Origin of the sequence: Nocardia sp. NBC_01329 (assembly GCF_035956715.1) — a bacterium.
GTDB lineage: Bacteria > Actinomycetota > Actinomycetes > Mycobacteriales > Mycobacteriaceae > Nocardia.
Window position 1 is genome coordinate 5,532,140 of the sequence record NZ_CP108381.1, and the last position, 25,978, is coordinate 5,558,117.

Here is a 25,978-nt window from a genome sequence, read left to right on the forward strand (position 1 = left end):
CTCGTCAGAAGAGATAGACAGCGACACCTACCGCTCCGATCCAGGCAATGGCGAGCAACTGCAGGACGCGATCGCCGAACGCGATCTCCTCCGGTTCCCCGGCCTCGCCACCGTCGACATCCACGGCATAGCGCAGAATCGCGATGGTGAACGGGATCATCGACAGGGCGAACCACTCGGTGTCCTTGGCGGCACCCTGTTCGAAGGCCCAGAGACCGTAGAAAACCACCACCGCCGTCGCGGCAAGGCTCCAGATGAACCGTAGGTAAGTAGGGGTGTAGTACTCCAACGATTTACGGATCTTCGCACCGGTGGACAGCACCAGTTGTAGTTCCGCGTACCGCTTACCGGCCGCCATGAACAGCGAACCGAACGCCATGATCAGCAGGAACCACTGCGACAGCGGGATCCCGGCGGCCACACCACCGGCGATCGCACGTAGCAGAAAGCCCGAGGACACGATGCAGATGTCCAGGACCACCTGGTGTTTGAGCCCAAAGCAGTACGCCAGCTGGATTCCGATGTAGATCGCCATCGTCACCGCCAGCTGCCAGGACGCCAGGAACGACAGCCCCAGCGACGCGAGCAGCAGCACCGCCGACAGCACAAAGGCAAGGTTCACCGGGACCACACCGGCGGCGATGGGACGGAACCGCTTGGTCGGATGGGCCCGATCGGCCTCGACATCCATCGCGTCGTTGGTCAGGTAGATGCCGGACGCGGCCATGCAGAACACCACGAAGGCGATGGCGACATTGCCGAGCACATCGAGATCGGTCACCGAACCCGCGGCCATCGGGGCGGCCAGCACCAGGACGTTCTTCACCCACTGGCGCGGACGAGCTGCCTTGATCAGGCCACCGACCAGAGTTTTCGGGGGCCCCTTCACTTCGGCATCGGCCAGATCAGCGCCGGTGGGCTCTTCACTCATGGCTGGCAGTGCCTTTTCGTCCGGTGCGGCCTTTTCGTCTTGTGCGGTCACTGTCGAGTCTCTTTTCGGCGGCGAGCAGGGCGGCGGCGGACGCGGCACCGAGCGCGGAACCGGCGAGCACATCGGAGGGGTAATGCACCCCGAGCACGACTCTGGACAGCAACATCGGCGGTACGAGCACCGCAGGCAAGGGTAGCCCGGTCAATTTTCCGAGTAGCACCGCCGCCGCGGTTGTCGAGGTCGCGTGCGAGGAAGGAAAGCTGAGCTTGCTCGGTGTCGATACGTTGACCTGCACCGATGGTGCGTGTGGACGCGGCCGGCGGACAATCCGCTTGATCACGATGGACGCCGCGTGCGCCCCCACGGCGCCGACGGCGACCCCGGCCCACTGCCGGCGCCGGGGTTTGTCGACCAACGCACCGACCGCGGCGATACCGACCCAGCCGAGTGCGTGCTCGCCGAAATGCGACATCCCGCGCGCGGCCGAGATCACCGGTGGGGTGGCGATGGCGCCCTGAACCGCTTCGAGGATCTTGACCTCGGCCGGAGCCCGATCGGCACCCGAATCCTGCAGGCTCGGGTTCATCGCGTTCACCGCTGGGTCTCCTCGCCGCTGTCGATCCCGAAAACCTTCTCCCACGCCGCGGTGCCGGTGAGTTCGGCATGCGCGCTCCGGTAGCGATGTCGCATCTCCGGAAGTCGCGCCGCGAGTTCCTTGCGCAACCGCAGCGCCTCGCGGAGCAGGCCGTAGGCCTGTCGCGGATCGCGTTTGCGATACACCACGCCGCGACCGTCGGCGGTGGTGACGGTGACCCCGTCGACCTGCGAGAGCAGATACCAGCGCGCGTCCAGGGTGGGCACGTTCAATTGCGGCCGGTCGTGATGTTCCTCATGGGCCGGACGCAGGTTGTGCAACAGGCCCTTGCCGAGCCGCACGATCTTGGCGATCGGGTTGGCGGGCTCGCCCACCGCACCGACCCCCATCCCGCTGGCCAGCGGAAGTTCGGTGGACGAGGGCAGGATCACCGCGTCCGGATATTGTTTGCGCAGTTCGTGTACCGCGCCGAGCGCGCTGGGCAACAGTTCGAACAGGCGCTGCGGGCCGGCCAGGAAATCACGGATCGCCAGATTCTGGATGGCGACGGTCGAGTACTCCAGGCAGAGCAGATGCTTGAGAGTCGCCTTGACCGTGTTCACGACCATTGCCCGGCCGGTGCCGGGCTGGTGCAGGGCGGCGACGACCAAGCGGTTACGCAGGTGGAAATACGCCTGCCAATCGATCGCGTCGTCTTTATCGCTCCACGCCATATGCCAGACCGCGGCGCCGGGCAGGGTGACCGTCGGATATCCGGCCTCGCGGGCGCGCAGCCCGTATTCGGCGTCGTCCCATTTCAGGAACAGCGGCAGCGGCTGCCCGAGTTCCTCGGCCACCTGCCGCGGGATCACGCAGGTCCACCAGCCGTTGAAATCCACATCGATACGCCGGTGCAGCAGTTTGGAATTGTCCCGGTCGCGCAGCGGGTATTTGGCGAAATCGTGGTCGTATTCGACATTCGGCGCGGCCGACCACATGAAGATGTTGCGGTCGACGACCTCACCCATCACATGCAGATGCGAACGCTCCTGCAGGTTGAGCATCTGACCGCCCACCAGCACCGGCGATTTCGCGAAGCGGGCGAACGCCAGCGCGCGCAGGATCGAATCCGGTTCGACCTCGATATCGTCGTCCATGTAGACGATGAATTCGGCGCTGGTGGTTTTCAGCGCCTCGTACATCACCCGGCTGTATCCCCCCGACCCGCCGAGATTCGGCTGATCGTGAATCGCGAGTCGATCGCCCAGGACGGCAGCGGCCTCGTCGAACCCGGGTTCGTCGACGACTTTGCGGGTGCCCTGGTCGGGAATGATCACCGCATCGATCTGTGCCAGCACCAGCGGGTCGGCACCCAACGCCTTCAGCGTGGTGACCGCGTCGGTGGGGCGGTTGAAGGTCGGCATACCGACCGCGATCCGGCCCGCACCGGGCGCCTCGATCGGCGCGTACCAGCCACCGGACACCAGCGTCACGGCGGTATCGGTGGTGATATCGAACCAGAGCCAGCCGCCGTCTTCGAACGGGCCGAAATCGGCCTCCATCTCGACCGAGACCGTCTCCGCGCCGGAGGCGACCGCGAACTCCCGGCCCTGGACGTGGATACGGGAACCGTCGGCCTTGGAGCGATATAGATCGACCCGGCCGTGCCCGGCCAGCTCCAGCCGCAGCACCACCGAGTCGAGCATGCTCCAGCGCCGCCAGTAGCTGGCCGGCAGCGCGTTGAAATAGGTGCAGAACGACACCTCGGATTCCGCGCCGACCGACAGCGAGGTCCGGGTGGTGGCGTGTGCGCGCCGCGCGTTGGTCGGCGACTCCTCCAGGTACAAGGTGCGCACATCCAGCGGCTCACCCGGCCGGGGCAGGATCACCCGCTGCAGAAGCGATTTCGCTCGGGTGGCCACCGCACTGGGCGCCAGTGATGCAGAGGTCATACGTCGTTGTTCTCCTCGGCCAGCGTCGCCCCCGTCTCCAGGTGCGGGCGCAGCACATTGTCGAACATGTTCAGCGCGCTCGCGATGGCCATGTGCATGTCCAGGTACTGGTAGGTCCCGAGGCGGCCGCCGAACAGAACCTTGGACGCGGCGGTCTCCTGCTTGGCCAGCTCGCGATACGCGGTCAGTTTGGCGCGGTCCTCAGGGGTGTTGATCGGATAGTACGGTTCGTCGCCGGTCTTGGCGAAACGCGAGTATTCGCGCATGATCACCGTCTTGTCCGTCGGGTAGTCCCGTTCCGGATGGAAGTGACGCGGCTCGATGATCCGGGTGTAGGGCGGATCGGCGTCGTTGTAGTTCACCACCGAGGTGCCCTGGTAATCGCCGGTTGGCAGCACCTCGGTCTCGAAGTCGATGGTGCGCCAGCCCAGTTCTCCCTCGGCGTAGTCGAAGTAGCGGTCCAGCGGACCGGTGTACACGACCGGTGCGTCCGGGTTCTGCGCGCGCAGTTCGTCACGGACATCGAACCAGTCGGTGTCCACCCGGACCTCGATCAGGTCACTGGCGGCCATGTTCTCCAGCCACTTCGTGTACCCCTCTTTTGGCAGGCCCTCGTAGGTGTCGTTGAAGTAGCGGTTGTCGAAGGTGTAGCGGACCGGCAGCCGGGTGATATTGCCGGCGGGCAGTTCCTTGGGGTCGGTCTGCCACTGCTTGGCGGTGTAGTCGCGGACGAATGCCTCGTACAGGGGGCGGCCGATCAGCGAGATGGCCTTTTCCTCGAGGTTCTGCGCGTCGGAGGTCTCGATCTCGGCGGACTGCTCGGCGATCAGCGCGCGCGCCTCGTCCGGGGTGAAATACCGGCCGAAGAATTGCGACACCAGGCCCAGCCCCATCGGGAACTGGTACGCCTGGCCTTTGTGGAGGGCGAAAACACGATGCTGATAGCCGGTGAACTCGGTGAACTGCGTGACATAGTCCCAGACCCGCTCGTTCGAGGTGTGGAACAGATGCGCGCCATATTTGTGGATCTCGATACCGGTTTCCGGTTCGGGTTCGGAATAGGCATTACCGCCGAGATGCGGGCGGCGATCCAGCACGAGGACTCTCTTGCCCAGTAATTTCGCGCTGCGCTCGGCGATGGTCAGCCCGAAGAAGCCGGAGCCGACAACGATCAAGTCGAACTGTTCGGTGTTATCTGAGTTACCCGGAGACGATGCGGCGGTCACGGGAGCCCAGCGTATCGGAAGCGTTTCCCGGCGCCAGTCGGAGTCGGGGGGCGGGGGGTAACACCTGGTGGAGCGGTCGCAATGAGTGTCCACGGCCGTTCACCGCCGAAACAGCTCGTCGGGGCCGGCGGGCAACCGGCCCCGACGAGAGCGAGAACAGCTCGGGGTGGACCCGGGATCAGCGGTACCCGTAGGGAGCGACGCCGTAGGCGCCGACCGGGACAGGCTGCTGACCGGCGTCGATCCACCGCTTGGTAGCGCCCACCGCGGCGAGAACCAGAGTGAGGATCGGGAAGACCAGCCCCAAGAGGCTGCCGACGATCAGACCGCCCGAGCTCTGGCCGAGCACGGACACAATCGTCAACAGCGCGGCGGCGCTACAACCGAGGATGACCATGGTGCGTCCCGCGTTGCTACGCCGCAGCAGCAGGAAACCACCGATCAGCAGGAGCAGAGCCAATACGGCTTGGACGATGCCCATCGCCAGGACGAAGCCGTTCACGTCGAGATCGATATCGATATCCGGACCGCCGCTGCTGGAACTACTACTGGTGGTGCGCCGGCGGGCACCCGTCGCCAGGGCGGCGCCGTTGGTCAGCGAGTTGCCCGCGCTGGAGGCGAAGAAGAGCAACGATACCGCCGATACGGAGCTGATCACCCCGCCCAGCAGGGCCAGGATCCCGGCGGTGATCCCGGTACCACCGCCGGGTGCGGGCGGCACGTATCCGTACCCTCCGACGGGCGGGTAGCCCGGTGGCGGATAGCCCGGAGCCGGGGCCGGATAGGCCGGGCCGGGCGGTGGATACTGCGCCGGATATCCGGGTTGTTGCGGCGGCTGACCATACGGATAACTCACGGGACCTCCCCCTTGTCACGGTTGCCGGGGACTCTACCGCGCGTCGTCGACCGTCGCCGGTGCGCTGAATTCTCCCCGAAAAGTGAAACGCGGACGCCCGCACACATATTCGTGTGCGGGCGTCCGGACGCCGAGCTCCGCTATTCGAGATTGTTCTCCGCGTAGATACGCATCGCGTCCCGGATCAGCTCCGCCGTACCTTCGCCGTGCACGTCGTAGTTGGCTGCGAAACGCTGGTCGGCGACATACATTTCACCCAGGTTCGTGAACTCCTCCGCACCGGGCCGGCGACCCGGCCGACCACCGGTCATCCATTCGTAATGGCGCGCGGTGATCTCCTGGACAGCCGGACTTTCCGGTGCCGAACCGGCCTTGCGTGCCCGCCCGAAGGCCGCGGCGATATCGAGCTGGGTCTGCTGGAACGCCTGTTTCTCCGCGGCGCTCAGCGAACGCCACCAGCGGTCACCGCTCTCGTAGGCCTCCTTGCCCCAGCGTTCGGTCACCTCGTCCTTGTACTGCGTGTGGTCGAATTCCTCGAAGACTTCCGCCGCCACGAGTCGCTCACCTCTTTCCAACTTGTCCAATGTGGTGTGTACCGAAACGATCCGGCGGTTGATCCGGTCCTGTTCCTTCCGCAGCAGGTCCAGTTGTGCGCGTAGAGCGGTGATCGCGTCGCGCTCGCCGGCCAGGATCTCCCCGATCACCGGTAGGCCCACGCCGAGCTCGCGCAACACCAGGATCCGCTGCAGGCGGACCAATGAGCGCTCGTCGTAGTAGCGGTAGCCGTTCACACCGATCCGGCTGGGCGACAAGAGCCCCAGCTGCCCGTAGTGGCGCAGCGCGCGGCTGGTGGTTCCGGCCGCCTTCGCCAGATCCTGGATGGACCATTCGTCGTTGCGAGACCCCGCGCCCACGACCTTCACCTCTTCCGTTTCGCGTCGGTGCCACCAGCGTGCAAGTTGACGCAACGTAAAGGTCAAGCCGTCCCGGCGCCGCCGCTAGAACACCTCGGTCGTCTCCATCCTCGTCGGTATCCGCTGCGCACCGGGTACGGGCACGGGCCGATCACCGTCGTACGGTGCCGACCCGGCCGGCCGGGTGCCGGCGTCCGGCGCGTTCCCCGGCACAACGCGACCGGCAGGCATGCGGCCCGGCGACGTGGTCGCCCCGGAGTTGTCCGTCCCGAGCCCGGAACTGCCCGATTCGGTTTCGCCGGGAGCCGTACCCTCGGCCTCCGCGCTCCCGGCTCCGTCGGTGAGGCTCGGTACCAGCTGCATCAGGGTGTTGAAGTCCACCACCTGGGCGCCCAGCTCCGCAGTGTGGACGATGACACCGTTCTCGAACAGCCGGTACTTGCCCGCGTCCTCGGGCAGCGGCAGCTCCGGGGTGACGGGCAGGCCGAGAGCACCGTGCGCGCCGCCCATCTCGGCGTAGGCGGTCTCGATCGGCGAGGGGACGGCACCGGGCGCGACCCCGGGGAAGGACGGCAACGTTCCACCTGGGGAGACCGGGAGCGAACCTTCCGGTGTGCGCGGTGCCGGGGCACCCGATTTCGTGCCCTCCGGGGAGACCTCGTTCCAAGGGCCGGGGGTGCCGTCCGGAAGTCCGGTAGCCACATCGGGGTTCACCGGTGGCGGGAGCGGCATCGGTGTGGTCACGGTGAGTTCGGCGGGTGTCGGGCCCACCTCGAAAGTCTGGATATCGGCGGGCGAGCCGCCGTCGGGCGCGGCGGAGTACTCGGCGCGCAGGATCCGCCCGTCACGCAGCAGCACCCGGCCCGCGGTGGTCTCGACCGCGGCGGTGGTGCGCGGGTCCTCCTGGGCGGTTCCGCTGTAGACCTGGCAGTCGGTGGTATCGCAGGTTTGCGCGAAGGGCCAGCGCGCTTCGGCCAGCGCATAGGAGCGAGCGGCGACGGCCTGTGCCTCCAGGGCGGCGGGCGCCCAGTCGGGCGGCATCTCCGCCGGGACCACCCCGAGCAGATAGTCCTGGATATCCACCCGGTTCACCGTGCGGGTTTCGCCGTTCTCGGCGGCCACGCCCACCGACCCGCGATAGGCGCCGCCTCCGCACAGCGTCAGGTGTTCCGCCGCCGGGCGGCCGGGGGCGGGGTCGATCGGATACACCCACGGGTCCTGGATGGGGTTCTCCCAGAGCACGGGCCCGTCACAGCCCTGCGTGACCACCGCGTGCGCGCCGCCGTCGGGCGACGGGGTGAGCCGGACTGCCGCACCGGACTGCAACAGCTGCCCGGCGAGTCGCATTCCGGCATCGGAGGTGACGACCAGGTCAGCGTTGTCCTGCTCCTGCAGCCGGACCGATACCGAGGCCGGTCCGATAGTGCCGATTTCGGCGCCCGGGTAGTAGTGGGCGAGGATCTGGTCGCTGTTCTGCCCGTTGTCGGCGTTGCGCAGCGCGCCGTGCTGGCTCAGGCCCCGGCCGTGCCCCGGTCCCGCCTCGGCAAGCATTCGGTATACCTCGTCGGCCGTCGGCACGAGCATCGCTCCGCCGATGGCCAATGCGGTCGCACCGCAGATGAGTAATGGGCCTGGACGAATTCGCCGGCCTCTCATTGATTGCGGCATACCAGGGATTACCAGTGGGTTCCTCAGAAGCCCTGAGGATTTCAGGCGAGTCATGCGGTTTCGATATGACATACGAGCACTCCCATCGTCAGCCCGGACGTTTTCGACTCGGTACGACGTCGGCATGTCGTTTCGACCGGCCACGTTCCGGGAGCTACATTCGAGCGAACAGGAAAGCCTCAACCTCAGGTTTAGATTTGTGACGAATGTGGCTAGTGTGGTCCGTGGGACTGAAGTTCGCAAGCATGACTTGCTCACCGATCACTGGTTGCAACCCTGATTGGAGACGCTCGTGCCCTACCGCAAACCGAAGCGTTCCTGTGTACTGCCGGTTGTCGCGCTAGTAGCGGTAGCGGGCCCGATCCTCATGCCCACCATCTCCGACCTCGGCAAATCCGCCGATCAGGTCCAACTCACGGCCGTACCACCCCGGCTCACCGAACTCGCGTTGAAGGCCGCGCCCGATATCGTGCTGCCGCTCGGTGAACTCACCGGCCTCGACCTGCCGGACCTGCGCCTGGCCGATCTGCACGCGCTGGGCCTGCCCGGGCTGACTCCGAACGGTACGACCACACCTACCGACCCGGGCCGCCGCCTGCCCGGACGACAGCCCGGTCTGGGCTTCGTGACCGAGGGTGGCAACCCGTCCGCCGACACTCCCGCGCTCACCCCCGGCGTTATCCCGCCCGAATTCATGGACGCGGTCGGCGCGCAGGTCAAAGAGCTGACCCGGGACCAACCCTTCAGCATGGTCGCGCTGACCGCTCCCGATCTGGCGAACACCACCGTGATGATCCGGGCCCAGCAGCCCGCCGGCGGCTGGGGTCAGTGGTACGAGGCCAATCCGATCGACGGCGCCGACGGGGTGGTGGCCGGTGGCCCCACCGGCACCGACCCGATCTATGTCGGCAACACCACCTCGGTCCAGGTGCTGGTCACCCGCAAACCGCAACATCACCAGGGCAATCCGCTCGAACCGACCCCCGCCGCGGCGGGTGGGCCGCAGCAGCCGCCCGAACTCACCGCCGTCCTCATCGATCCCGGGCGCGGCGCGGTCGACGACCAACTCCAGGACATCGCCGCCGCCCTGCCCGGTGGCGGACCACCGGTCATCACCCGCGACCAGTGGGGCGCCGACGAATCGATCCGCTGCCAGGAGCCCACCTACGACGACGGCCTGGGCGGAATCACGGTGCACCACACCGCCGGACGCAACGACTACAGCAAATCCGAATCGGCCGGGATCGTCCGTGCCATCTACGCCTACCATTCGCAGACCCTCGGCTGGTGCGATATGGGATACAACGCGCTGGTAGACAAGTACGGGCAGCTGTTCGAGGGCCGCTACGGCGGGCTGGACAAGACCGTGCAGGGCGCGCACGCGGGCGGGTTCAACGAGAACACCTCCGGCGTCGCGATCATGGGTGACTACCAGGTCGAACAGCCCACCGACGCCTCGGTCGAGGCAGTCGGCAAATTCATCGGCTGGCGCTCCCGGATCGCGGGGCTCGACCCCAAGGGCCAGACCACCATGTATTCGGAGGGCACCGAGTTCACCCCGTACGCGCAGGGCGAGGAAGTGCACCTGCCGGTGGTCTTCGCGCACCGCGACGTCGGCAACACCAGTTGCCCGGGTGACGCCGCGTACTCGCAGATGGACCGGATCCGCACGATCGCCGCCGGCGCGGCGGGAGCGACCCGTTCGTCGACTCCGCGCAGTCAGGCGTCCCGCTCGGATCTGGCCGCGCTGGCCGATCTCACCGCCAAGCTGCTGACCATGGTGAACGATAATGTGATCGCCAAATACTGGGTTTCCAAGGGCGGTCCGGACGGCCCACTCGGACAAGCGGCCTCGGAGCCGTTGCCCGCGGCCCAGGGGCAGCAGTACGCGAAATTCGTGAACGGATACGTCTATACCACACCCGACGGGCAGGTGCACGAGGTCGTGGGCAAGGTCCTGGACCGGTTCCTGGAACTCGGCGCCGACACGGGCGCGCTCGGTTTACCGCTCACCGACGCCTATTCGGTGCCCGAGGGACTGCGCACCGATTTCCAGAACGGTTCACTGATCCTGAACCAGGCCGCCGATATCGTGAATACCCTCTGGAAGACCTACAACGAGACCTACCAGCAGCAGTTGCAGGGCGACGGCACGCAGTCGGGGACCCCGCCGCACGCGATTCCGGGCCCGGGTCCGGCACCACAGGCCGCGGTACTGCCCGCACCCGCGGGTCCGGCCGAAGAGCAGTCTCCGGTACCGCAGTACGCGCCGGAGCCCGCCGCGGAGCCCGGTCCGGCTCCTCCGCCCGAACCCGCGGTACCGCCGGCCGCCTGACCCGCGAACTCGACGCCGCGCCGAATCGTGCCCGCACGGTTCGGCGCGGTCGTCTGTCACGGGGCTCGTTCCGCTGCCGCCCTATCGCGTTCCCGGCGCGCGACCCTCCCCCGGCCACCAGCGTTCCAGCACCTGCGCGACGCCGTCCTCGCTGTTCGTCCCGGTGATCTCATCGGCGGCTGCGAGCGCGTCCGGGTGAGCGTGGCCCATCGCGACCCCCAGGCCGGCCATGCGCAGCATCGGGATGTCGTTGGGCATATCGCCGAACGTGACCATATCGGCGGGTTCGACACCGAGGCGCGCCCCGAGGATCCGCAGCCCCGACGCCTTGCTGACGCCGGGCGCGGAGATCTCTATGAGACCGTGTTCGGTGGAGTAGGTGATATCCGCGCGGTCGCCGATATGGGCGGCCAGCGTGACCGCCATATCGCCGCTGCGCGCGCCCGGGAGCCGGATCAGCATCTTGATCGCCGGACTGTCGATGACCTCGTCGCGAGCCACCGCGGTGTCGTCGGGATTCAGCCAGGCGTGCTCGTACTGGGGTGAGCTGACGAATTGTGGGGTCACCGCATCGTGAGCGCTGGCGCCGATCCGTTCGGCGGCCAGCCCGCATCCGGGGAGTACCTTCTCCGCGATATCGGCGACCCAGGCGAGCGTTTCGACATCGAGAGTGGAGGTTCCCAGCACCTTGTCGTGCTCGGCGTCGTAGAGTACGGCGCCGTTTCCGCATACGCACAGCGGCGCGAATCCCAGGTCTGCCACGATCGGGGCGATCCAGCGCGGCGGACGCCCGGTGGCCAGCAAGAACGGCACGCCGTCGGCGACCAGCGCCCGCACCACTGCCCGGGTACGCGCCGAGACCCGCTCCGCTGGATCGATCAGGGTGCCGTCCACATCGGAGGCCACCAGGTCCGGTCGGGTCTGCCGCGTTGCGCTCACCCGTTCTATTCTGCTGGGTCGCCTCGCGCCCGCCCCGGCGGGCGTACCCGTTCGCGGGCCGAACACGCAGCGGGCCGTCCGTCGCGCATGCGGTCGGATCGCTCCCTATGATCAGGGACCACACCTGATATCGAGGGGAACGATGGCCGGCTTTCTGCTGCGACGGACGCTCAATTACGTCGTGCTGCTGCTCTTGGCGTCCTTTCTCACCTTCAGCCTCGCTTCGCTGACCTTCCGGCCGCTGGACAGCCTGGAACAGCGCAATCCGCGACCGCCGCAGTCGGTGATCGATGCCAAGGCCGAGGAACTCCATCTCGACGAGCCGATTCCGCAGCGCTACGTCACCTGGATAACGGGTGTGGCGCACGGCGATTTCGGCGAAACCCTCGGCGGGCAGCCGGTGAGCGAGGAATTGGGCAGGCGGGTCGCGGTCAGTTTGCGATTGCTCATCCTCGGTTCGATCATCGGCACCGTGCTGGGCGTGCTGATCGGCGCGGCCGGGGCCATCCGCCAGTACAGATTCAGTGACTATTTCACGACCGTCGTATCGCTGCTGGTCTTGTCCACCCCGGTGTTCCTACTGGCCACGCTGCTGAAATTCGGTGCGCTCGAGATCAACTCGGCGACCGGTCAGCAGATCTTCCTCTATACCGGGGAGACCTCGGCGAGCAGTATCGAAGGCTTCGGCGCGCAGCTCGTCGACCGTCTGCAACATCTGGTCCTGCCCACCCTCACCCTCGCGCTGGGCGGTATGGCCGGATACAGCCGCTACCAGCGCAATGCGATGCTCGACGTGCTGCAGAGCGATTTCATCCGGACCGCCCGAGCCAAAGGGCTCACCCGCAACCGGGCGCTGTACAAACACGGTCTGCGAACCGCGCTCATCCCGATGGCCACCCTGTTCGCCTACAGCCTCGGTGGACTGATCACCGGTGCCACGTTCACCGAGAAGATCTTCGGCTGGCACGGGGTCGGCGAATGGCTGGTCGATTCGATCAACGCTCAGGACATCTACGTGGTCGCCACCGTCACCGCGTTCGCCGGTCTGGTGGTCCTGGTATCGGGTCTGCTCTCCGATATCGTCTACGCGATTCTCGACCCACGGGTCCGGGTGGCATGACCGCAGCAGGCACAGCATGAACGGGCACGCCGGGAAGAGGCAGTATGCGTAACCACCGAGGTCTCCGCGAATCCACCGGGGGCGCGGCGTGAGCATCAACGAAACCGAGATCCTGGTCCAGGGCGCACCTGAACCGGCCGCGTCCGGTCGGCGCAAACTGATCCTGCGCCGCTTCCTGCGCAACAAACCCGCACTGGCCGGGACGGCTGTACTGATCCTGATGTTCCTGGCCAGTTTCGTCCTGCCGTCCTTCCTGACCTACGACTACCAGGAACTCGACTACACCGCGCTGCTCGAACCGCCCAGCCCCCAGCATCCGTTCGGCACCACCGAGATCGGTCAGGACGTACTCGCGCAAACGCTGCGCGGCCTACAGAAATCGCTGACCATCGGTTTGTGCGTGGCGCTGTTCTCCACAACGATCGCCGCCCTCACCGGTGCGGTGGCCGGACTGCTCGGCGGCTGGACCGACCGGACCATCATGTGGGTGGTCGATCTGTTGCTGGTGGTCCCGAGTTTCATCATCGTGGCCCTGTTCGCGCCGCGCACCAAAGGCAGTGGCTCGATTGTGCTGCTGATCGTCCTGCTCAGCGTTTTCGGGTGGATGATCAGCGCGCGGATCGTGCGCGGATTGACGATGAGCCTGCGCGAACGCGAATTCGTCCGGGCCGCCCGGTACATGGGCGCCCCCACTCATACGATCATCCTCACCCATATTGTGCCGAATATCGCCTCGATCCTGATCATCGACACCACACTCACCGTCGGCGCCTCGATCATGGCCGAAACCGGGCTCAGCTTCCTCGGATTCGGTGTACAGCCGCCGGATGTCTCACTGGGATCACTGATCGCGAGCGGCACCAGTTCCGCGATGACCTATCCCTGGCTGTTCCTCTTCGCCGGCGGTCTGCTGATCATCACCGTGCTCTGCGCGAACCTGGTCGGTGACGGTCTGCGCGACGCATTCGATCCCGGCGCGAAACGCGCCCGGTCCCGGCCGTCGCGCAAAGCACGCAAGGCCGCGCGGGCGGCGAAGCAGTCGGAGGAAGTGCTGGCATGACCGGAGAGAACACCAGCGTGCCCTCGGCAGCCGGCCGGGCCGAACCCGGCGCGGCGAGCCCGGGCCAGGGCCGCGCGCCCCTGCTGGAAGTATCGGATCTGCACGTCTCCTTCCCCAGCGAGGAAGGACGCGTCGACGCTGTTCGCGGCATGGATTACACCGTCGCCGACGGCGAGGTCCTGGCGATCGTCGGCGAATCGGGCTCCGGCAAATCGGTGTCCTCGCTGGCAGTCATGGGGCTGCTACCGGATCAGGCGCGGGTCACCGGTTCGATCCGGTTGCGCGGCCGGGAACTGCTGGGTCTCGGCGACAGGGAACTGTCGAAACTGCGCGGCAGCGCGGTGAGCATGGTGTTCCAAGATCCGCTCTCGGCTCTCACCCCGGTGTACCGGGTGGGCGATCAGGTCGCCGAGGCGCTGCTCGCGCACGGGAATCTGACCAAGGCGCAAGCGGCGAAACGCGCGGTCGAACTGCTGGATCTGGTCGGGATCCCCGATCCGGAACTGCGCGCCAAGGCATTTCCGCACGAATTCTCCGGCGGTATGCGCCAGCGCGTGGTCATCGCCATGGCGATCGCCAACGATCCGGCGCTCATCATCTGCGACGAACCCACCACGGCCCTCGATGTGACGGTGCAGAAGCAGATCCTGAATCTGCTGCGCGAGGCGCGCGATATCACCGGCGCGGGCGTCGTCATGATCACCCACGATATGGGTATCGCGGCCACCCTCGCCGATCGCGTGGCCGTCATGTATGCGGGAAGAATCGTGGAAACCGCCAGTACGGCACAGGTTTTCCGGAGTCCGCGGATGCCCTACACCGTGGGACTGCTGGGTTCTATCCCGCGGATGGACGGACCGGCGCGGACCCCGCTCATCCCCATCGTCGGCGCGCCGCCGGCGATGCACGCCCTGCCGCCGGGATGTTCGTTCGCGCCGCGCTGCCCGGTCGCGATCGAGGACTGCCGAGTCACGGAACCGCCGTTGGCGGAAACGGTACCCGGCCACGATGCCGCGTGTCTGCGCACCGGTGAGGTCGGCTCCGCGGAACTCTTCGATGCCTACCGGCAGGAGATCGGGGAACCGGAGGCGACGCCGGTGAGCGACGAGCAGCCGGTACTGAAGGTGACCGACCTGGTCAAAACCTTCGCCATCACCTCCGGGGTGATCCTGCGCCGGCGCAAGGGCGAGGTGCGCGCGGTGGACGGGATCAGTTTCGAGGTCCGAGCCGGTCGTACCCTGGCCCTGGTCGGCGAATCCGGGTCGGGTAAATCCACCACGCTCACCCAGATCATGGACATGGTGAAACCGCAGTCCGGAACGATCGAGATCATGGGCCGCGATACGGCCACGCTCAGCGCGGCGCAGCGCCGCGATCTGCGCCGCAAACTACAGATCGTCTTCCAGGACCCCACAGCCTCGCTGGACCCGCGGCTGCCGGTATCCGATATCGTCTCCCAGCCCATGCGCATCGCGAAGCGGCCCAGATCCGAGATCGACCAGCGGGTCCCGGACCTGCTTCGGCAGGTGGGCTTACGCCCGGAACACGCCGACCGCTATCCGGGTGATTTCTCCGGCGGCCAGAAGCAGCGCATCTGCATCGCCCGGGCACTGGCGCTGGACCCGGAACTGCTGGTGCTCGACGAGCCGGTGTCGTCGCTGGATGTCTCCATCCAGGCGGGTGTCCTGAATCTGCTGCGCGACCTGCAGGCCGAACGGGGGCTGTCCTATCTGTTCGTCTCCCACGACCTGTCCGTGGTGCGCAATCTGGCCCACGATATCGCGGTGATGTACCGGGGCAAGATCGTCGAAGCGGGACCGGCGGAACAGATCTTCGGCGATCCGGGACACGAATACACACGATCACTGATCGATGCCGTGCCCGTACCCGTGGTAGAGGGTTGACAGACGTGTTCGGGGTTCCACCGGCAGGAAGGATGTATCGGCCATGAGGATTCGATCACTGGGAGTACGGCTGGCGGTGCCGCTGTGCGCCGTCGCGCTGCTCGCGGCCGGTTGCGGCGCGAACGACGCGGGGGCACCCGAGGGCGCGGTCGCCGAACTGGGCACGGTCAACGACATCAACCCGCGCGAGGTCGGCGAGCTGCGCGACGGCGGGAATCTGCGGCTGGCCGCGACATCGTTCCCGGAGCAGTGGAACCCGATGCAGATCGACAGCGACAACGAAGCCGCGGGCATGATGCGCCCGATGATGCCGCGCGCGTTCAGCACCGACGCCGCCGGCAGCATCGCGGTGAACACCGACTTCTTCACCAGCGTCGAACTCACCGGTACCGAGCCCCAGCGGGTCGTCTACACCATCAACCCCAAGGCGGTATGGTCCGACGGTTCTCCCATCACCTGGGAGGACATCTCGTCGCAGGCCAACGCGCTCAGCGGTAAGGATCCGCGTTTCCTGATCGGGAACACCAACGGATTCGATCGGATCGAGAAGGTCGAACGCGGCGTCGACGACCGCCAGGCCATCATCACCTTCAAAAGCCACTACGCGGACTGGGCCGGGCAGTTCTCCGGCAACTTCATGCTGGTCCCCAAAGAGGTGACCGCGACACCGGAGGCTTTCAACGAGGGCTGGCGCAACGGACCCGGGAAGACCTCGGGGCCGTTCATCATCCAGTCCACCGACCGCGGTCAGGGCCGGATCACTCTGGGCCGCAATCCGAAATGGTGGGGCGCCACCCCGAAGCTGGACACCATCACGTTCAGTGTGCTGTCCAGCGAGGCCATGGTTCCGGCGCTGGCCAACAATGAGATCGACGCCGTCGGTCTGGCGACCCGCGACGATATGCAGACCGCCCGCAATACTCCCGGTGTGGCCATCCGGCGCGCCCCCGGTAACAGCTGGTCTCACCTGACCTTCAACGGCGCCCCGGGCTCTCTGCTGGAGGATCCGAAACTGCGCGTCGCCATCATCAAGGCGATCGACCGCGCCGGTATCGCCAAGGCGATGCAGAACGGCCTGGTGACCGACCCCCAGCCGCTGAACAATCACATCTTCATCCAGGGCCAGAAGGGCTATCAGAACAACAGCCTGCCGTTCGATCCCGAGGCCGCGAAGCAGGAACTCGACGGACTGGGCTGGAAGCTGAACGGGGACGTCAGGGAGAAGGACGGCCGGAAACTGGTGATCCGCGATCTCATGTACAACGACAAGACCTGGGTGCAGGTCGCGCAGATCATCCAGCAGAACCTGCGGCAGGTCGGCATCGAACTCGTCATCGAGACCAAACCCGGCGCCGGATTCTTCACCGACAACATCCAGCCCGGTAACTTCGATGTCGGCCAGTGGGTGTGGGTCGGTGACGCGTTCCCGCTGAGCAGCATCCCGCAGATCTGGGGCTACTACCCCGACAATCTGCAGGGCAATTACGGCCGCATCGGGTCGCCGGAACTGAACGATCTCATCGAGAAGACGCTCACCGAACTGGACCCCCAGAAGGCCATCGAACTGGCAAACGAAGTGGACCAGGCGATCTGGGCCGAGGGCCATTCGATCCCGCTGGTGCAGTCGGCCGGCAATGTCGGCGTCCGGGACAATCTCGCGAACTACGGTGCCGCGGGGCTGGCCTCGCTGGACTACACGAAAATCGGTTTCCTGAAGTGAGCTCCCGGATAGGCCACCCCCTGGCCTATCCGCTGTGCGTGACCATCGGCGCCCTCGCGGTACTCACCGCGTGGGCGCCGTTCGCCGATCCGGACCAGCTCAGCGCGCTGGCGGTGGTCGGGCTCGGGATCATCGGCTACAGCGGATACCGGTTCACGGTGGCGCTGGGGAGGCCGGCGTACCCGGCCGGCCGGGCGCAGGCGGTGGCGGTGCGGCGGGTCCGGCAGGAACACCAGTTGCTCAGCCGTTCCTGGCTGGAGCTGCACGGGGGCGGTGACCGACGCTGGCTCCCCGTGTACTTCATGCCGGAGCTGATCGGGTTCAGCGGCGGAACCGCCCTGTTCGATTCACGGCAGATCGTGCTGCGGCAGCGGCCGGGACCCGAACAGCCGGACGCACCGGCCCCCGAGTTCCGCGTACTCCCGGCCGGCCGCGCCAGGACGGCCGAACCACCCGGACGGCTGGTCGACAACCCGACCCGGGTGGATCCCGGAGCCGGAACCCGGGCGGCTACCGCGACGAAGGTCGGCCGCCGAATGCTGCTGGACGCCCAATCCTCGGTCGCGGCACCGTTCGCGGGGCTGCTGTGGGTGTACGTGATGGACGGCGGGTCGGGAGCGTTCGTCGCCGCGATGAGCGCGGCGGCCGTCACCGCGATCTGGCTGAGTGCCGTCCGGGGATCGGATCCGAGCTGACCTGCTGTTCGGCCGCGAATCCGGACCCACGTGCCGTCCGACTCGCCCGTCGAATGCGCAACGATGTCCGGTGAGGACATTCGTGCCCGAATACCAGATCTACCCGCCCGACCTGCGCCCGCCGTATCGGCAGCGCCGTGACGCGGCGGCCGAACCCGCGGTGCCCTCGACGGTCGGGCCCGCGAAGCCGGCTGCTCCGCCGGAGCCGTGCTTCCCGTTCCAGAGTCCGTGCTGACCGGGGTGACGGGATGACGAACGCGGGTGACGACGCGGTGCAGGATCGGGCGACAGGCGGGGAGGGCCGTCCTTCGCGTTGCTACCGCCGGATCTCCGGCAGCTTTCAGTGCGGTATCGAGTCGATGATCGCGCGGGCACCCTGGCGCAACAGGTCGGCGCCGACGAAGAAACCCAAGGCTTGCGGGTCTTCCGGCACACCCCACTGCTGCGAATCCAACCACCGAGTGCCTTCGAGGTCGAAAACCTTGCCGTGCAGCGACAGTCGGCCGGTGGGTTCGATCACGCAGATTCCGGCGATCGGTGAATTGCAGTGGCCTTGCAGGGCGTGCAGCATCGCGCGTTCGGCATCGACAACTCGGCGGGTTTCGGCATGGTCGAGCCGGCCCGCGAGTTCCCGGACCTCGTCGTCCTCCGCGCGGCAGGCGAGGGTGAGCACACCCGCGCCGATCGGCGGACACATGACCTCGAGCGGCAGAATTTCGGTGATCCGGTCCACCCGATTGATGCGATGCATTCCGGCGACCGCGGCGATCAACACATCGCAGTACCCGTCCTCCAGCCGCTGCAGCCGGGTGTTCATGTTCCCGCGCAGCGGTTTCATCACCAACTCTGGATAGTGCAGGCGCAGCTGCGCGGCCCGCCGCACCGAACTGGTCCCCACCACGGTCCCCGGCGGCTGTTCGGCGAGAGGTCGGCCGTCTTTGGTGATGATCGCGTCGCGCACATCGTCGCGCTTCGGGAAACCGGCGAAGGCGATACCTTCCGGGATCGGGATATCGCCGGGAATATCCTTCAAGCAGTGCACGGCCAGGTCGGCCTCATCGTTGAGCAGGGCGTCATCGATTTCTTTGACGAATGCCCCCTTACCGCCGAGTTTCGCGAGGTCGCCCATCCAGCGGTCCCCCGCGGAGGTCACTTTCACCAGCTCGGTTTCCACCCCTGATCGGGCGATATCGGCGGCCACCTGCTCAGCTTGAGCCACTGCCATCGGGCTGGAGCGGGTAGCGATCCGGATGATGCGCGAAGCCATGGCGCGACTCTACCGCCGCCGAAATCCACCCCGCGGGTGCGGTGTGGTGGGTGATTCGATTCTGTCCGAGTCAGTAGTGGTAGCGGGCCGCAGCGACCAGGATGTTGTCTCCGGAGATGGCATAGACCAGGCGGTGTTCGTCGTTGATCCGGCGGGACCAGTACCCGAACTTATCGCCTTTCAACGGCTCGGGCTTGCCCAGCCCTGCAAACGGGTCACGGTCGATATCGTCGATCAGACGCATGATCCGCAATGGCATTTTACGATCGGTGGAGATCCAGTGACCGAGGTCCTCGAACGCGACCTTCGCGAAGGTGACTTTCATCCGAGCTCTTCGGCGAGCTTCTCCATGTTCACCTCGACCGAATCACCGGTTTCGAGTTGGGCGATGCCCTGGGCGAGACGTGCAGCGTTGGCAGGGGAACGCATCAAGTAGTGAGTTTCGCGAAGAGAGTTGTACTCGTCGGTGACCTCCTCAGGCCACGGCCGGGCGGGTGGTCGATACTCAGGCCCGAGCGACGGAAGCGAGGAAGGAATCCCACGCCACCGGATCGACCACAAGGGCCGGACCGGCGGGATTCTTGGAATCACGAATACCGACCGCACCATCGGTCAGGAACGCAACCTCGACACAGTTCTTGTCGCCCCCGCTGCGGCTGCTCTTGAACCAGTCCGCGTTCGACAGATCAACGGTCATGGTGCGTATCCTTTCGCAACCCGCCTCAGCAGGTCCTTGCTCTCAGTTGCGCTGAGCGCTGCATCGAGGAGAATCCGATAGGCCTCAGCATACCGTTGGACCGCAGACTCCTTCTCCAAAAACAGGTCGCCCGTGAAGTTCTCGACGTAGACCACTGCAGGCTCCTTGGCTTGCCGCGCTTCTTGATCCTTCGGTTCCAGAAGAACGAATGGCCCCGTAGCTGCCCCCAACGGGAAACCAGCAGAGAACGGCAGAATATTGATCGACACATTCGGCAGGCCGGCGAGGTCAGCGAGGCGGCGCAGTTGAGCGGCCACCACCCGGTGATCACCCACCTTGCCGTGGAGAACCGATTCTCGGAGCACCATACTGACCACGACCGGCCGGGCTTTGCGCGTGACCTTCACCTGCCGCCGAATACGCAGCCGCACCCGACGTTCATGTTCTTCCGGCGAGTCGTCGGGATACACCGAACGGATCAGGACGCCTGCGTACGCCGGTGTCTGCACGATTCCAGGCACGATCTCGGGCTCATACGTGGTGATCCGCCCAGCACTCGACTCCAGATCTACAAACACATCGAAGTGTTCGGGGATGAGATCGCCGTACTCGTGCCACCAGCTCTGTCCGGCCGCCTGACGGGCCAGGCCCTTCAGTACGTCGGTGAATTCCGCACTGAACTCGTAGATCCGGCACAGCGCCTCCACATCCGCCACCCGGATACGATCGGTCTTGCCGACCTCCAGCCGTTGGACGGTACTGATGCTCCACTGCATCAACGCACCCACATCGGCCAGCGTCAAGCCCAAGGCCTCCCGCCCATTGCGCAGGTGTTTACCGAGTTGGCGCCGGGGAAGAGTGGATCCAGCACACTCCGACATTCGCCTAGCTCCGTTCGAAGGGGACCGGGCATCCTCATCCATGAACTGTGCCGACAGCCCAGGATGAAAAACACCGTGGTGATTCGGATGATTTCTCGATCGCACCTGGCACGGCGCCACGACTCGATGCTGTGCTTGGTGTGCGCCCGGTACGGAGAAGCTGCCGCCGCCAGCCCCCGCTTCCCCATCCGGTACCCCTAGCTCTCCACCGGGTCCGGGCGCGACAACAGTACCCCAGTTCTACTCAGAGGTGTTGCAATGCAAATCATTTCGTTGAATACCCCGCGCGAACAGCGTCGAACGGTCCACCCATCACTGCGGACCGGTCATCTACTTCGTTCAGCGCCGGTGAGCAGGAACCTCAGCGTGTGCCGCCGTTGGGCAACAGGTACGGACCGAGGACCGGACCCACAGGTGGGCGCTGCGGCAGGGTTTCGCTCTTGGCAGTGAACTCGGCGGCCCAGTCGCTATCGGCCTGCATCATCTGATCCCGCATGATCCGGAATGTGTTCTGGATATCTTCGACGATCCGGTAGTGCTGCTCCATGATCTCGTAAACCCCGTTACCGTCAGGGGCGCCTTTGGCCTTCACCTTGTAGCGGCCCACCATCGCCCGAGCCGAGTACAGTTCGTCGTTGGCTTCACCGAGGCCCCAGTAATCCTGTTCCGAGATTTCCTCCGCGACACGCTGAATATCCTGGATAGCGTTCTTGAAGTAATCGCAATCGCGATCGAGATAGATGAAATCTTCCGGTGTCATCTGTACTGCCACCTGGCCATCGGTCGCCGCGGCGAGCATGTTGGTCATCGGTCGCGGCGCCGGCTCATCACTCATGCCATCTCCTGGAGCACTGGTACATTCCGGGACCGGTTCAAGCACCAGCGGGAATCGCCGGCACAACCTTTCCAGCCAGCGTGCGGGCCAGTTCACAGGAATCGAGATGCCCAGTCTTCTGCCGGGATGCTGGGTTGGACAGCCCGAATTCCAGACTGCCGCCCTTCATCTCGACAGTGACGCTGCAGGCTGCCGCGGTATCCGTCTTCTGCCGCTGTGAAGTGATCGCCCGCCGGTCACCGATCGTGAACTCGACCGTCCCGGGAAACCCCTTGTCGCGCACCATATCGACGGTGATGGTCGCGGTCTGAATGTCGACCGCGTAACCGTCGGTCTTCACGAACATGCAACCCCTCCATTTCCCGCCGGAGATATCCGATCTGGTCGGCCGCGAATAACCGGCCAAACCCTCCGACTCCAAGACGTCTCGCGGGATATCGGTACACGGGTCGAACCCGGCCGGCACCTCCGCCGCCGCACTCGGTGTGGCCGGCTCCGCCGACCCTTCGGGGGTGGACTCACACCCGGTCAACGCCAGCACCGCACCACAGGCGAGTACACCCCATCGGACCCGATTCACCGATACCACCGAACTGTCCTCCACCGCCGATGGCATCCATTGATCCGATAGGGAAGGGATCGGCGTCTCCACCCCCTGCGGACCGATTACCTACGACGCTACCCACGCGCCGGACCGGGCCGCAACCGTTGCCTGCCACACCGTCGGTCGTTGCCCGTCCGCCGAAGGCGAATTCGGTACGACGACGCGGTGCCCCGCGGCCACCTGGATCCGGCCGCGGCCGGGGTTTTGTCGTGGTGGGCCTGGTCACGCGTCCCGTCGAGAGGATATCGACGCAGGGCCGCCACGCAACCCGGTAGGTCGTCGCTGATTCTGGGCCGGATGTCGATCGCCCGCGCCGCCACCGCGCTACTCCGCCGGGGCGGCTACCCGGCTGGAGCGGAGCTCGTGTCCCTTCGAGGTCTTGCAGCGCCCCGACTCCAGATCCCACTGCCAACCGTGCAGATTGCAGGTCAGCGTGTTGCCGTCCACCACACCGAATTTCGACAGGTCGGCCTTCAGGTGCGGGCAGCGCCGCTGGATCTCCCAGCCGGCCACCTCCACCGACGCCGAATCGTCGTGTGCCTCGGAGAACCAGCCGTCGGCGTAGGCGATCCGTTCGTCGGTGAGGCATTTGAAGAAGGTGTACAGGTACTCGTTGTACCCACCGATGCGCCAGGCCTGGAACCGGGTGGACAGGAAGATCGTATTGACCCAGTCCGGCTCCTGGTCCCGGAGCACCGTGCGTACTAGTTCCGGCGCGATCCGGAACCCGTAGCGGTACTTGCCCTCACCCTCCAACGGAGCACGGACGGCGCGCTTCGGGAAGTCCAGGACGACGGTTTCGTCGCCGATGACCAGGCCCACCGGGTAACCGATCCCGTCGCAGATCAGATCGCTCTGGGCCATGATCGGCTCGAACAGGCTCCGCAGCGGTTCGAGCAGCGGTTCACCCTCGGCCTGAGCCCAGGACTTCTTCTCCGCGACCAGCACCGGCGCCAGCCGCTGGGCCATCTTCTCGATATAGGCGGCCTTATCGCTCCAGATCGTCGCCGGATCGTAGGGGTGGGAGAGCTCGAGCTCGTCACCGTGCACAACGGCCGTCGAACCCGGCACCATCAGCAAGCCACGGTCGTGACCGTGCTCACGCATCTGCTCGAGGAAGACCATCTGGTCGGGGAAGATATTGCCCTCGTCACCATGGTCGTCGTTCAGATAGCGCAGGTCGTCGTCGAGGAAAACCGGCGGACCGGCGGACGGGACCACCCAGGTGGCGCCGACCTGTTCGATATAACTGCGGGCCCGGTCCATTCCGCGCTGCCGCTTCTGTTTACCGAAATTCGATTTCGTACGAGCCGGGATGTCGTAGACCATCGGATACCAGATCGCGCCCGAGTACTGCAGCAGATGGATATCGATCTTGCCGAATGCGTCGTGCAGCACATCCATATCGACCGGCCGCGCGTCGTTCATATTGAAACAGGTGGTTTCACCGTCGGAAACGATCAGCCCGGAATCACCGATCGGGCCGTCCGCGGGAGCGCGCAGCGCGACGATCATGATCTCCAGTTCGGCGTCCGGATCGCCGCCGCCGTTCCCCATGGATCCGTTGATCTTGTGCTTGACCGAATCCTCGGTCTCGAAAAACTTGTGGAACCCGAGTTTCTCCAGCTCACGACGCAGATCCGGAACCGGATAGTCGGGCAGCAGAACGGTGGCGTCCTTGTTGACGTACTCGGCCAGATGCGCGGCGTCGAAATGATCGCGGTGCAGATGCGATACGTACAGGAAATCGCAGTTACCCAGTTCCTCCCAGTCGAGCTGGGTGTTGTCCGGGAAAGGGAACCAGGATCCGAAGTACGCGGGGTTCATCCAGGGATCGCATAGGATCGAACCTGCTGCGGTCCCGATATGAAATCCCGCATGTCCGACGCTGGTGATCTGCACGAGCTCGCTCCTCCTGACCGTTTACGGCCCTCCAGGGTAGTGCGTCAGGACGAGATATCCCCGATGCAGTAGCCGTCATCACCCTGTTCGAGTAGAAATGTCCGGTTCGCGGTGATCCCCGACGCATTCGTCACCGGCACCGCCACCGCCATATATCCGGTCGTCAGCGGCTGTGAACTGATCTGTTGATCGGTGAACCCGGTGATCCCGTTGAGGGTACCGGGGTTCTGCGCCAGCGGCGCGGCCACCGGCGCGCCGCTGGCCTGCGGATCCCAGGTCGCCGGGCTCGCCGCGCATACGAGCGGGTGCAGGTCCTCTTCGTCGGCGGGGTCCAGCGGCGCTCCGATGGAGCGGGCCAGGTAGCGACGCACGGTGTGTCGGGCGTCGGCGGCGTCGTAGACCTGTTCCGCCCCTGCGGCCCACACCCGTCCGCAGGCATACCCGGCTGCCACGCCGTGCTCATCGGCGGTCACCGTGGTGACGCCGTCGGTCCAGGTCAGCGTGCCGTCCGCCGCCGCGCCCGGCTGGGCCAGCGCACTCAATACCGCGTCGGGATCGGCGTACATGGTTTGTACAGTGAGCGGCGGGATGGTCCAGCAGCTGCTCTGCAGCACCGTCATATCCCCGGAACGCAGATCCGCGGCGAACCGCTGGAGCGCGGGAGTGGCAACGGGAACTCCCGGCACCGCGCCGACAGGCGGCGCGTCGGCGGGGACCGGCGGCAGTGCGGGGGCAGACGGCGGCGCGCCCGCGGGCGTGGCCCGCTCCCCACTCATCACGCTGTCCTCGACTGTCTGTGCCGGCGTGCTACCCGGATCGTCGCCCGGGATCCCGGACACCGAATCACATCCGGTGCCCAGCAGCGCTCCGGAGACGGCGAGCCCCACGGCGAGAGCACGAACCCGAGCGCGTCGCCCGGTGTCAAGGCCGGTTCGGAACAACGGTACGGAGCGGGCGCGTTCCACTTCGACGATCACCTTTCCTGCGGTACATACGAGTTCGGTCGAGACACCGATATCCGACCGAACCGCGCAGGCCCGGGATCCTGCGGGCCGGAGGCGCGCGGAGCGGGCCGGACGCTGCCGGTCATCATGGCAGCGACTACGCTAGCGGACTTGTGGAACCCGTCTACCGGACGATCATCGGGCTGGCCCGGACCGTCTTCTTCCTCGAGGGCCTGAAGTTCACCGTCACCGGCGACGAGAACATTCCCGCTTCCGGTGGCGCCGTGCTGGCGGTCAACCACACCGGATACATGGACTTCACCTATGCGGGGCTGCCGGTTCGCACCCCCAAACGGTATATCCGGTTCATGGCCAAGAGCGATGTCTTCGACAACAAGATATCCGGGCCGATCATGCGAGCCCTCAAACATATTCCGGTGGACCGGACCGCCGGTGCCGATTCTTACCAGGCCGCCGTGGAATATCTGCAGCGCGGCGAACTGGTCGGCGTCTACCCCGAGGCCACCATCAGCCGCAGCTTCGAGATCAAGGACCTGAAATCGGGTGCCGCCCGGATGGCGATCGAGGCAGGCGTACCGATCATCCCGATCACCATCTGGGGTGCGCAACGGGTATGGACGAAAGGCCATCCGAAACGGCTGGGCCGCACCGATACCCCGATCTCCATCGCCGTCGGAAAACCGATCCGGCCCTATGAGCCTGCGGCCGAGCTCACCGCCGAACTGAAGACGACCATGCAGGAACTGCTGCACGGACTCCAACAGAGCTACACACACGAACCCGGCGCCTACTGGGTTCCGGCCCGGCTCGGCGGCAGTGCGCCTACCCTGGAAGAAGCCGATGCGATGGACGCCGCCGAGGCCGCGGAGCGAGCCGCCCGCAAAAGGGCCGAGCTCGCCGGCCGGGACGACACCGACGCGTAGCGCATATCCA

Annotated in this window: 23 protein-coding genes; 7 read left to right on the forward strand and 16 right to left on the reverse strand. The window is 66.0% G+C overall.

What is annotated here, in order from left to right; all coding sequences use genetic code 11:
* Positions 1-4: 4 nt before the first annotated feature.
* From OG405_RS25130 to OG405_RS25160, 7 genes are all read right to left on the reverse strand, one after another.
* The gene (locus OG405_RS25130; RefSeq protein ID WP_327148880.1) at positions 5-931 is read right to left on the reverse strand and encodes a decaprenyl-phosphate phosphoribosyltransferase; all 927 of its coding nucleotides are present in this window, start codon (positions 929-931) and stop codon (positions 5-7) included.
* A complete protein-coding gene (locus tag OG405_RS25135) occupies positions 924-1,517 on the reverse strand; it encodes a phosphatase PAP2 family protein (RefSeq protein WP_327152512.1) in 594 nt (197 codons plus the stop codon). The genes OG405_RS25130 and OG405_RS25135 overlap by 8 nt, the downstream gene beginning before the upstream one ends.
* A 5-nt stretch (positions 1,518-1,522) precedes the next feature.
* Positions 1,523-3,457 carry a glycosyltransferase gene (locus OG405_RS25140; RefSeq protein WP_327148881.1) on the reverse strand — a complete coding sequence of 645 codons (1,935 nt, stop codon included), beginning with the start codon at positions 3,455-3,457 and terminating at the stop codon, positions 1,523-1,525.
* Complete coding sequence (gene glf / locus OG405_RS25145) at positions 3,454-4,683, reverse strand: UDP-galactopyranose mutase (protein ID WP_327148882.1); 1,230 nt, start codon at positions 4,681-4,683, stop codon at positions 3,454-3,456. Before glf ends, OG405_RS25140 begins: the two co-directional genes overlap by 4 nt.
* A 178-nt stretch (positions 4,684-4,861) precedes the next feature.
* Entirely contained in the window at positions 4,862-5,539 is a 678-nt protein-coding gene (locus OG405_RS25150) for a hypothetical protein (RefSeq protein ID WP_327148883.1), read from the reverse strand.
* Positions 5,540-5,679: 140 nt separating this feature from the next.
* Complete coding sequence (locus OG405_RS25155) at positions 5,680-6,453, reverse strand: MerR family transcriptional regulator (RefSeq protein WP_327148884.1); 774 nt, start codon at positions 6,451-6,453, stop codon at positions 5,680-5,682.
* 84 nt (positions 6,454-6,537) lie between these two features.
* Positions 6,538-8,004: a SpoIID/LytB domain-containing protein gene (locus OG405_RS25160; protein ID WP_327148885.1), complete on the reverse strand. Its 1,467-nt coding sequence runs from the start codon at positions 8,002-8,004 to the stop codon at positions 6,538-6,540.
* A 409-nt stretch (positions 8,005-8,413) separates the two neighbouring features.
* Here OG405_RS25160 and OG405_RS25165 point away from each other — a divergent pair, with 409 nt between their 5' ends.
* Positions 8,414-10,456, forward strand: a complete 2,043-nt coding sequence (locus OG405_RS25165; protein ID WP_327148886.1) for an N-acetylmuramoyl-L-alanine amidase — start codon at positions 8,414-8,416, stop codon at positions 10,454-10,456.
* 81 nt (positions 10,457-10,537) lie between these two features.
* On the opposite strand, the gene OG405_RS25170 is transcribed toward OG405_RS25165, so the two are convergent.
* A complete protein-coding gene (locus tag OG405_RS25170) occupies positions 10,538-11,395 on the reverse strand; it encodes an HAD family hydrolase (RefSeq protein ID WP_442790608.1) in 858 nt (285 codons plus the stop codon).
* A gap of 142 nt (positions 11,396-11,537) precedes the next feature.
* On the opposite strand from OG405_RS25170, the gene OG405_RS25175 reads away from it, so the two are divergent.
* The 5 genes from OG405_RS25175 (at position 11,538) to OG405_RS25195 (ending at position 17,894) form a co-directional block, all read left to right on the forward strand.
* The gene (locus OG405_RS25175; protein WP_327148887.1) at positions 11,538-12,515 is read left to right on the forward strand and encodes an ABC transporter permease; all 978 of its coding nucleotides are present in this window, start codon (positions 11,538-11,540) and stop codon (positions 12,513-12,515) included.
* 94 nt (positions 12,516-12,609) lie between these two features.
* Complete coding sequence (locus OG405_RS25180; protein WP_327152514.1) at positions 12,610-13,575, forward strand: ABC transporter permease; 966 nt, start codon at positions 12,610-12,612, stop codon at positions 13,573-13,575.
* Positions 13,572-15,479: an ABC transporter ATP-binding protein gene (locus tag OG405_RS25185; RefSeq protein WP_327148888.1), complete on the forward strand. Its 1,908-nt coding sequence runs from the start codon at positions 13,572-13,574 to the stop codon at positions 15,477-15,479. The genes OG405_RS25180 and OG405_RS25185 overlap by 4 nt, the downstream gene beginning before the upstream one ends.
* Positions 15,480-15,522: 43 nt before the next feature.
* Positions 15,523-17,199, forward strand: coding sequence for an ABC transporter family substrate-binding protein (locus OG405_RS25190; protein ID WP_327148889.1), 1,677 nt, complete (start codon positions 15,523-15,525; stop codon positions 17,197-17,199).
* Positions 17,196-17,894 (forward strand): hypothetical protein, encoded by a 699-nt coding sequence (locus tag OG405_RS25195; protein WP_327148890.1) that lies wholly within the window; start codon positions 17,196-17,198, stop codon positions 17,892-17,894. Before OG405_RS25190 ends, OG405_RS25195 begins: the two co-directional genes overlap by 4 nt.
* Before the next feature lie 340 nt (positions 17,895-18,234).
* Here the strand turns inward: OG405_RS25195 and hemC are convergent, their stop codons facing one another.
* The 8 genes from hemC to OG405_RS25235 form a co-directional block, all read right to left on the reverse strand.
* The gene (gene hemC, locus OG405_RS25200) at positions 18,235-19,161 is read right to left on the reverse strand and encodes a hydroxymethylbilane synthase (RefSeq protein WP_327148891.1); all 927 of its coding nucleotides are present in this window, start codon (positions 19,159-19,161) and stop codon (positions 18,235-18,237) included.
* Positions 19,162-19,231: 70 nt separating this feature from the next.
* Entirely contained in the window at positions 19,232-19,486 is a 255-nt protein-coding gene (locus OG405_RS25205) for a Txe/YoeB family addiction module toxin (protein WP_327148892.1), read from the reverse strand.
* A 180-nt stretch (positions 19,487-19,666) separates the two neighbouring features.
* A complete protein-coding gene (locus OG405_RS25210; RefSeq protein ID WP_327148893.1) occupies positions 19,667-19,858 on the reverse strand; it encodes a DUF397 domain-containing protein in 192 nt (63 codons plus the stop codon).
* The gene (locus OG405_RS25215; RefSeq protein ID WP_327148894.1) at positions 19,855-20,661 is read right to left on the reverse strand and encodes a helix-turn-helix domain-containing protein; all 807 of its coding nucleotides are present in this window, start codon (positions 20,659-20,661) and stop codon (positions 19,855-19,857) included. The genes OG405_RS25210 and OG405_RS25215 overlap by 4 nt, the downstream gene beginning before the upstream one ends.
* A 439-nt stretch (positions 20,662-21,100) precedes the next feature.
* Positions 21,101-21,574 carry a hypothetical protein gene (locus OG405_RS25220; RefSeq protein ID WP_327148895.1) on the reverse strand — a complete coding sequence of 158 codons (474 nt, stop codon included), beginning with the start codon at positions 21,572-21,574 and terminating at the stop codon, positions 21,101-21,103.
* 37 nt (positions 21,575-21,611) lie between these two features.
* On the reverse strand, positions 21,612-22,190 hold the full coding sequence (locus tag OG405_RS25225; protein WP_327148896.1) for a DUF3558 domain-containing protein: 579 nt from the start codon (positions 22,188-22,190) through the stop codon (positions 21,612-21,614).
* 312 nt (positions 22,191-22,502) lie between these two features.
* Positions 22,503-24,080, reverse strand: a complete 1,578-nt coding sequence (locus tag OG405_RS25230; RefSeq protein WP_327148897.1) for a Rieske 2Fe-2S domain-containing protein — start codon at positions 24,078-24,080, stop codon at positions 22,503-22,505.
* 44 nt (positions 24,081-24,124) lie between these two features.
* Positions 24,125-25,057: a hypothetical protein gene (locus OG405_RS25235; protein WP_327148898.1), complete on the reverse strand. Its 933-nt coding sequence runs from the start codon at positions 25,055-25,057 to the stop codon at positions 24,125-24,127.
* 140 nt (positions 25,058-25,197) lie between these two features.
* Between OG405_RS25235 and OG405_RS25240 the strand changes: the two genes are divergently transcribed.
* Positions 25,198-25,968: a lysophospholipid acyltransferase family protein gene (locus OG405_RS25240; protein WP_327148899.1), complete on the forward strand. Its 771-nt coding sequence runs from the start codon at positions 25,198-25,200 to the stop codon at positions 25,966-25,968.
* Positions 25,969-25,978: the final 10 nt, after the last annotated feature.

Coding starts and splice junctions, on each gene's coding strand:
- OG405_RS25185 (WP_327148888.1), top strand. CDS start 13,572: ATGACCGGAGAGAACACCAGCGTGCCCTCGGCAGCCGGCCGGGCCGAA.
- OG405_RS25135 (WP_327152512.1), bottom strand. CDS start 1,517: ATGAACCCGAGCCTGCAGGATTCGGGTGCCGATCGGGCTCCGGCCGAG.
- OG405_RS25205 (WP_327148892.1), bottom strand. CDS start 19,486: ATGAAAGTCACCTTCGCGAAGGTCGCGTTCGAGGACCTCGGTCACTGG.
- OG405_RS25160 (WP_327148885.1), bottom strand. CDS start 8,004: ATGCTTGCCGAGGCGGGACCGGGGCACGGCCGGGGCCTGAGCCAGCAC.
- hemC (WP_327148891.1), bottom strand. CDS start 19,161: ATGGCTTCGCGCATCATCCGGATCGCTACCCGCTCCAGCCCGATGGCA.
- OG405_RS25220 (WP_327148895.1), bottom strand. CDS start 21,574: ATGAGTGATGAGCCGGCGCCGCGACCGATGACCAACATGCTCGCCGCG.
- OG405_RS25210 (WP_327148893.1), bottom strand. CDS start 19,858: ATGACCGTTGATCTGTCGAACGCGGACTGGTTCAAGAGCAGCCGCAGC.
- OG405_RS25175 (WP_327148887.1), top strand. CDS start 11,538: ATGGCCGGCTTTCTGCTGCGACGGACGCTCAATTACGTCGTGCTGCTG.
- OG405_RS25140 (WP_327148881.1), bottom strand. CDS start 3,457: ATGACCTCTGCATCACTGGCGCCCAGTGCGGTGGCCACCCGAGCGAAA.
- OG405_RS25225 (WP_327148896.1), bottom strand. CDS start 22,190: ATGCCATCGGCGGTGGAGGACAGTTCGGTGGTATCGGTGAATCGGGTC.
- OG405_RS25190 (WP_327148889.1), top strand. CDS start 15,523: ATGAGGATTCGATCACTGGGAGTACGGCTGGCGGTGCCGCTGTGCGCC.
- OG405_RS25130 (WP_327148880.1), bottom strand. CDS start 931: ATGAGTGAAGAGCCCACCGGCGCTGATCTGGCCGATGCCGAAGTGAAG.